We start from the raw sequence: 7,046 nt of genomic DNA on the forward strand, positions 1-7,046 counted from the left end.
ATGAGGAAGAATTTCGGGGGATCATACTGGATTATTGGAGGAAAGCAAACGTTTGCGCGAGATTTTATTATCAGTATAAATTTTGGCCTAAAAAAGCCCCGCATGAGCGAGGCTAAACGATATCAGGGAGTTGCAGCGCTAAATTGACACGTATTCTAGTTGGATATCTGGGTCAATGGCCTCAAGTGTTGCTTGAGTGTCTGCAAGGTGACTGATTTTACCTTTGGACACTTCTGCTAGCGCTACTAGCTGAATGTCTTCAAAGTTTTGACCATCTAGAAGCAACTGAACAAACGCTACCTGTAATGGTGGAAGGCTAGGATTAAATGCTGCGTTCTCAGCATATGCCCCTTGGTAGACAGAGCCATCTTTCATTGCGATAGCAACACCACTTAGGTTTTGAGTATAAGGTGAATGACTGCGATTTAACGCTTCTACTGCAGATACGACGAGCGCATCGGTTTCGTCAGTAGTTAAAGCGTGAGCTAATGGGCTCATTAACCCTTCGGTAATACCAAGATCTTTAGGTCCAAAGGACTCTGGTAAATATTCTTGTAGCGTCATTGCATCGCGCTGTGGCAATTGAATAACTAGCTTGTCCGCAGTGGTCAGCTCGTTCATAAATTGGCGGCAGTGACCACAAGGACTAAAGTTAATCGTGATATCTTTAAGTCCAGTTTCACCCTTCATCCAAGCGTGGCTGATAGCGGATTGCTCTGCGTGAACTGTTTGACCAAGTTGTGCCCCAATGATCTCCATGTTTGCGCCGAAGTACAGTTTGCCTGATGTCCCACGTGCAATTGCGCCAACAAAAAACTCAGAGATAGGTGCATATGAATAGGCTGCGGCTAAAGGCAGCAAGGCGACGCGAAGCTCATCATCTTCTAGGCCAGAAAGAACAAGCAGTTGTTCAAACTGCTCTTGCGATAGCGTTGCATCGAATTCTGGCTTAGTAATGATAGGTTTTAGATAGTTAACGATCTGCTCTGGCATATCTGCAAGCGCTGACTCAAAACGATCTGTCATGCTGTGTCCTTTATTTTTTGCGGTTTACTGACATTCTATGCAAGTTAGCCAGAAATAAGGGTGATGGTGATCACAAATAAAAATGCAATGAATGCAATTTTTCAGCAATAAGAGTGATGTCACACAATTTGTAGCCAGTAAACGACGAGTTTTACTGGCTATACAGTCCTGAAGTGTTAAGCAATAACAGTCCCAAACCAGAGGGAGAATGCGAACATAGACGGGGCAAGAATGGAGGTGATAACGCCACAAACAACGAGAGCAAGTGAACTGAACGCTGCGTCTCTAGGATCTTTCTCTGCGCAAGTGGCTGTGCCAAGAGCGTGAGACACCGTGCCCATGGTTAATCCTTTTGCAATGGGATGCGTGACACCGAGTAAGTTGTAAATTGGGTACGCTAATATCGCACCAAATAATCCGACGAGTAACACTAGAATGGCTGCAATGGCCGGCTCCCCACCTAGATGGCTTGAAACTTCCATTGCGATAGGCGTGGTGACCGATTTACCCAACAAACTAGCGATGAGTTGCATGTCGGCGCCTAACCATACAGCGAGCATTGAAGCCGTGAACATGGAAGCAACACTGCCAACACCACATGCTAACGCGATTATTCTCCAGTTAGCACGTATTTGCGGGAGTTGCTCATAGAGCGGATAGGCAAGAGCAACCACTGCGGGTTGTAGCAGATAGCTGATCCACTCGTTGTCCGCGTAATAAGTGTCAAACGGCACTTTAAGGTACGTGAGTAAAGGAATCATAATCGCAATACTGAGGAGTAGCGGATTAAACAGTGGATTCTTTACTTTTTGAGAAATAAAACGGGCAACAAAGAAAACGACAATAGTAACGAGCAGCCACATACTAGCTATCTCCCTTCTTTAAGAATCGATCAAGGAAGACGGAGAGCGCCGTCAGAACAATAAGTGTCCCGCCAATAGCACCGGCTAAGATCGGCAGAGCGTTAGCAATCAACATATCGAAATGGTTCATTAACCCGACACTAATGGGAACGAATAACAAAATCATATAACGAATGAACACGTGAGCACCCGGTTGAACGAGTTTAACCGGGATAACTCCGCTCGCCATCGCCGCAAATAACAGTAACATGCCAAATATACTGCCAGGCACGGACACATCGAGTAAATGTTGGATGGTATTTCCGATAAATAGGGCAACGAAAATAATAGCGAACGATAATATATAGTGAAGCGCGGTTTTGAGCATGGCTTCCTCTTAGTATAAAAAGTAACGACTCTCCTTAAATGCAGCCAAAAGAATGAATCCTGAGATTTGGCTGCACGGTCACTACATGGCTGGAGAAGTTAAGAAACGAGACGCTCCACGTAGCGGTAGACGGATTTTAGTATGGCGAGTTTCTTCTCGTCAGACTCATGTTCGTGAACTAAGTTTTCCATATTTAGCATATAGCTTTCAATACGACTTTCGAAAAACTCACGACAATGGTTTGCCCAGCGAGCTTGTTCCGTTTCATCTAGGGTCCATGGGAAATTGCGCGCACGGTACCTGAATAGCAGCGGCTCAATACGAGGATCACTAAAACTAATGTCTAACGCAGATAGATTATTTGGGTCCGTTTCGCGAATAATATCCATCGCGCTCTTGTCTGCTGGCGAGAAAAAGCCGCTGTAGAGCTGAGTATCTACATTGTCATCATTCTCAAACTCGCGCTCAATACTATAAAGTCCGATCAGTTTTTCACGGATCTCTGGATGTTGTTTGATGAGAGCGAGGTTCTTCAAACACTGCTCTCTGTCAATGCCAATGGACTCTGCATTTTCCGCTGTGAGCGTTTTAGCCGGCGCGAGAATAGGACATTTGTTGAGATGAATAAGTTTAAGCGGGACAGGTTTCTCGTCCGGTGCGAGTTCATCATGTCGAGTGTATAAGCGCTGATGTAATGCATCAACATCTAAATCTAATAGTGGTTGTGGGTCTTTGGCCAGATCAGCAACGATAACCGCATTTTGATTGGTCGGGTGCCACGCGATAGGTACTACCCAACTGGTATATTGGCACTCTTTACCTAACATTCCGGATACGTGCATCAAGGGTGTCATGTTCACGATATCGACGAGTTCGTTTAGTTTTCGCTTTTGACGCATCGAATAAAAGTAGTCAAACAGTTTTGGCTGTGCGGCCTTTACTTTTTTGGCTAGTTCTATCGTTGCAATAACGTCTGCCATGGCATCGTGAGCATTTTCGTGTTCGATACCGTTAGCAACAGAGAGATGCTCAAGTTTAAAACTGGTAAAACCTTCGTCATTCTCCGGCCATTCAATTCCTTCAGGGCGGAGTGCGTGGCATGCGCGCATAACATCCAATAAATCCCAACGTGAGTTACCGTTCTGCCAACTCCATGCGTAAGGATCGATGAAGTTACGATAACAGGTATAACGAGTTACCTCATCGTCAAAGCGAATGCTGTTGTAACCAAGGCTTGTTGTGTTTGGTGTGGCTAGCTCGTGATGAATCTTAGCAATGAACTCTGGTTCTGAGAGCCCTTTCTCCTGACAAAGTTGTGGTGTGATACCTGTGATTAATGCTGCTTCGGGAGAAGGTAAGTAGTCCGATGGTGGCTGGCAGTAAATAACCAATGGCTCACCAATGATATTAAAGTTCTCATCCGTCCGTACACCCGCAAACTGACAAGGTCTGTCCTTAGCAGGGCTCACTCCCCATGTTTCATAATCGAAAAAGAAATAAGTGGGTTGGTGTTGGGACATTAGAAATGGTTCCTTAAATCATAGACTAAGCATGATGAAATGATGCTTGAATAACTCTTATTAGACCACCCGAGAGAGTGTATGGCAACGAACATTGAGCATTCTCAGCGGTATTATCCACGTGATGTTGGTGTTTTATTTCTTTCAGTGTTTACCACGCTTTCGTTTAGCTGTTTTATCATACAGTGGAATAGTGCATGGACATTTGGACGTCTAGACGTTGACATGTCTTAATGGCGGCATTATGCTGCACGCCTTCCTGTTATTGCTGCCACTTTTGATATGACCAAAACGAATAAAAACAACCAATCTATTGTTCCTTCACCTATAGCACTGCTTCCTCTTGTGCTATTCCTGACATTATTTATAGGTGTAGGGACCTATTTATCCTTACAAGGTGTAGATTTCGCGTTTTATCAACTTCCTGCTCCAATTGCTGCATTACCAGCGGTGGTTTTGGCGATCGTTTTAAGTAAAGAAACACTGAACAAAGCTATTGAGCAGTTTATTAAAGGTGTGGGACATCAGGATATCATTGCCATGTGCATGATTTATTTGTTAGCGGGTGCGTTTGCTGCCGTAGCGAAAGCCTCTGGAGGTGTTGATGCGACAGTCAACCTCGGGTTATCGGCCATTCCAACAAGCATGATTCTTCCTGGTATATTCCTTATTTCAGCTTTCATTGCGACTGCAATGGGAACATCAATGGGTACTATAGCCGCCGTTGCCCCTGTTGCACTCGGTATTGCAGAATCTGCGGGCATGAGTGTTCCACTGACTGCGGGTGTCGTACTAAGTGGCGCTATGTTTGGTGATAACTTATCTATTATTTCCGACACAACCATAGCTGCGACACGTTCGCAAGGGTGTGAAATGAAAGATAAATTTAAAGAAAATATACGTATCGCTATTCCTGCAGCGTTTATTGCGTTAGTGATTTTCGCATTGAATAGTTCTGCGACTCAGTTACCAGAAACTGGAGACATTGAGTGGTTTAAAGTCATGCCTTACATTGCGATTTTGGTATTGGCCGTCTCTGGATTAAACGTATTTGTTGTTTTAGCCGTAGGTATTTTGCTTGCGGGTACGGTAAGTTTGACCTCTGTTGAGGGTTACCAACTGACAAGCTTTGCCCAAGATATCTATGCTGGCTTTGGCAACATGCAAGAAATCTTCTTATTGTCTATGTTAATTGGTGGGTTGAGTGAGCTAATGCGTCGTCAAGGCGGTTTAGCATTTCTAACGCAAGTTATTACTAAAATGATTCGTAAGTTTGGGTCAACGCATTCAACGCAAGCAAACAGAAAGGCGAGTGAGTTCGGTATTGCAGGCTTAGTCTCTCTAGTAAATATGTGCACGGCAAACAATACCGTAGCCATTATAGTCTCTGGTAGCGTGGCTCGAGAATTGGCTCAAGAAAACAAAGTAACCGCACGCCGCTCAGCAAGCTTACTTGATATCTATTCATGTGTAATTCAAGGAATACTGCCTTATGGTGCTCAAGTGTTACTGCTTGGCTCCGTGTTCCAATTATCGCCTTTAGAAGTGGTTTCTAACTCCTATTACTGCTTCGCATTAGCATTATCAGCGGTAGTAGCGATCGTGTTAAAACCACGTACGAAGCAAGCGACATTTTGCGAAGAGAGACACGTATAACAAACTGATAGTTGAAAGGCTAAACCACCAATTTTGATAATAAGTAAGGCTTCATTATATGGAGCCTTTGCTTTATTTGCGGAACTCACAATCTCCATATCTGTCCAAATACCGTCAGATAAAACGCCTCTATTTGCAGGTTATGCTGCTTTATTAATCGATATGTTATTAACTATCGTAGAATATTGACTTTGCTTTAAAGTGCTGTTTTATTGAAGGAAGAAGGCAAGCAAATGCGCGTGTGTTTCTTTTCTTACGATTTCGATTTAAATCCGCCATGAGGAAGTAGCATGTCTGAATTACAAATTATTAAAGCCGATTACTCTGCAGTACCAGATCTATGTAACATGTTTTTAGATGCTTACGCTGATAACGAAGCGATGCAAGCAGCATTACGTCAAGATGAAGTGGCTGACTTTGCACATGATTGTTACTGGCGTTGGGCGGTTGGCGAATGGGGTTTAGCCGGTGGTGAAGTGTACACCACTCCTGAGCGCGATGGTTGCGTTATTATGCGTTCACCAGGCAAGCATCAGCCCGATGTGATGCAAAAAATGGAGATTCTATCCATTGTTACTCGCATGATGGGCTCGTGCAAAATTGAGTTGGCAAAAGAAGTCTGCGAACAAATGCTAGCAGTGCCACCGTTACAAGATTGCTATTGGTTGTGGGGCCTAGGGGTGTCACCGAAAGCTGGCGGAAAAGGTCTAGCTAGTGCGTTAATCAAAACCGTCACTGACCAAGCAGACGCGGCGGGTAAACCAACTTATGTGGTAGCATCGAGTGAGAAAGTTGTGAAGACTTTTGAACGTCGAGGCTTTGAAGTACTGTCTAAGAGTGAAAACTTCCCATACTGGTTCATGCTTAGACCTGCTCAAGGCTAGAATCCGTTTAGGTTACGAAGAGCGTTAGCTAGACTAGCGCTCTTCCATAAGAGCATGTCAGTTTGACATGCCGTAGTTCTCTAAGGCTTCACTCGCGGTCTTTTCTACATATGTCACTAGAGTTTCTACAATTTCTGCGTGAAGTATATTTAGATGCTTAGCGTGCAAAGACCAAACTGCCATAGGTACTCTAAATCTTTCCTTCATCACAGACATTTCAACCTCAACCAAATCTGTGGCATTAAATTCTGTATAGGTTATTAAACGAGGCAATAATCCCCAGCCCATATTTTCGCGAATCAATTGCAGCGCTAACGTTAATTGATCGACTACTTCAAAGTCAGAAGAAGATATGATTTTGTTTTCCATCTTATCTTCAATCATGCCACTTATGACGATTTGCTTTTGAGACTTTAACGCGTCCCAGCGTTGGTCTTCCGGCAGTTGCAGTACTTTATGGTCTTTAGATACAAATACACCAAATGTAACATTACTCACTAACGTTGAGTTTAGGCTGCTAATTAGACTTCGATCGTCAATGTTTACTAAACCAAAATGAATAGTATCGTTCTGAATACCCAGTTGAATTTCGCGACGATTACGGATAATACAGTTCACTTTCATATTTGGGTGCAGTTCTTGAAGCCTACTCCTGACTACGGTAATGGCTCTAGTGGGAATAAAGCTCGGGTAGGCAATGGTGATATGCTCGTAACTATTCACCCGCGAG

The 7,046-nt window shown here is 43.8% G+C and carries 7 protein-coding genes; 2 read left to right on the forward strand and 5 right to left on the reverse strand.

All coding sequences use genetic code 11. The features are described from left to right. Positions 1-138: 138 nt before the first annotated feature. The 4 genes from cdd to sbcB all read right to left on the reverse strand — a co-directional run bounded on the left by cdd (position 139) and on the right by sbcB (position 3,776). Positions 139-1,026 carry a cytidine deaminase gene (cdd, locus tag HW45_RS17590; protein ID WP_038228551.1) on the reverse strand — a complete coding sequence of 296 codons (888 nt, stop codon included), beginning with the start codon at positions 1,024-1,026 and terminating at the stop codon, positions 139-141. Positions 1,027-1,202: 176 nt separating this feature from the next. Further along, the gene (locus tag HW45_RS17595; protein WP_006072457.1) at positions 1,203-1,889 is read right to left on the reverse strand and encodes a CidB/LrgB family autolysis modulator; all 687 of its coding nucleotides are present in this window, start codon (positions 1,887-1,889) and stop codon (positions 1,203-1,205) included. Between the two features lies 1 nt (position 1,890). Then, positions 1,891-2,256 (reverse strand): CidA/LrgA family protein, encoded by a 366-nt coding sequence (locus HW45_RS17600; protein WP_038228552.1) that lies wholly within the window; start codon positions 2,254-2,256, stop codon positions 1,891-1,893. A 98-nt stretch (positions 2,257-2,354) separates the two neighbouring features. Continuing rightward, positions 2,355-3,776, reverse strand: a complete 1,422-nt coding sequence (gene sbcB / locus HW45_RS17605; protein WP_038228553.1) for an exodeoxyribonuclease I — start codon at positions 3,774-3,776, stop codon at positions 2,355-2,357. A 282-nt stretch (positions 3,777-4,058) separates the two neighbouring features. Between sbcB and HW45_RS17610 the strand changes: the two genes are divergently transcribed. Both HW45_RS17610 and HW45_RS17615 read left to right on the forward strand, forming a co-directional pair. Further along, positions 4,059-5,432 (forward strand): Na+/H+ antiporter NhaC family protein, encoded by a 1,374-nt coding sequence (locus HW45_RS17610; protein WP_038228554.1) that lies wholly within the window; start codon positions 4,059-4,061, stop codon positions 5,430-5,432. Between the two features lie 290 nt (positions 5,433-5,722). Then, positions 5,723-6,316, forward strand: a complete 594-nt coding sequence (locus HW45_RS17615; RefSeq protein ID WP_038228556.1) for a GNAT family N-acetyltransferase — start codon at positions 5,723-5,725, stop codon at positions 6,314-6,316. 57 nt (positions 6,317-6,373) lie between these two features. Here the strand turns inward: HW45_RS17615 and HW45_RS17620 are convergent. Further along, positions 6,374-7,046, reverse strand: a 673-nt coding sequence (locus tag HW45_RS17620) for a LysR substrate-binding domain-containing protein (protein ID WP_152559688.1), incomplete at its 5' end; no start/stop codon positions are given.

Source organism: Vibrio sp. ER1A (assembly GCF_000733315.1).
Lineage (GTDB): Bacteria > Pseudomonadota > Gammaproteobacteria > Enterobacterales > Vibrionaceae > Vibrio > Vibrio mediterranei.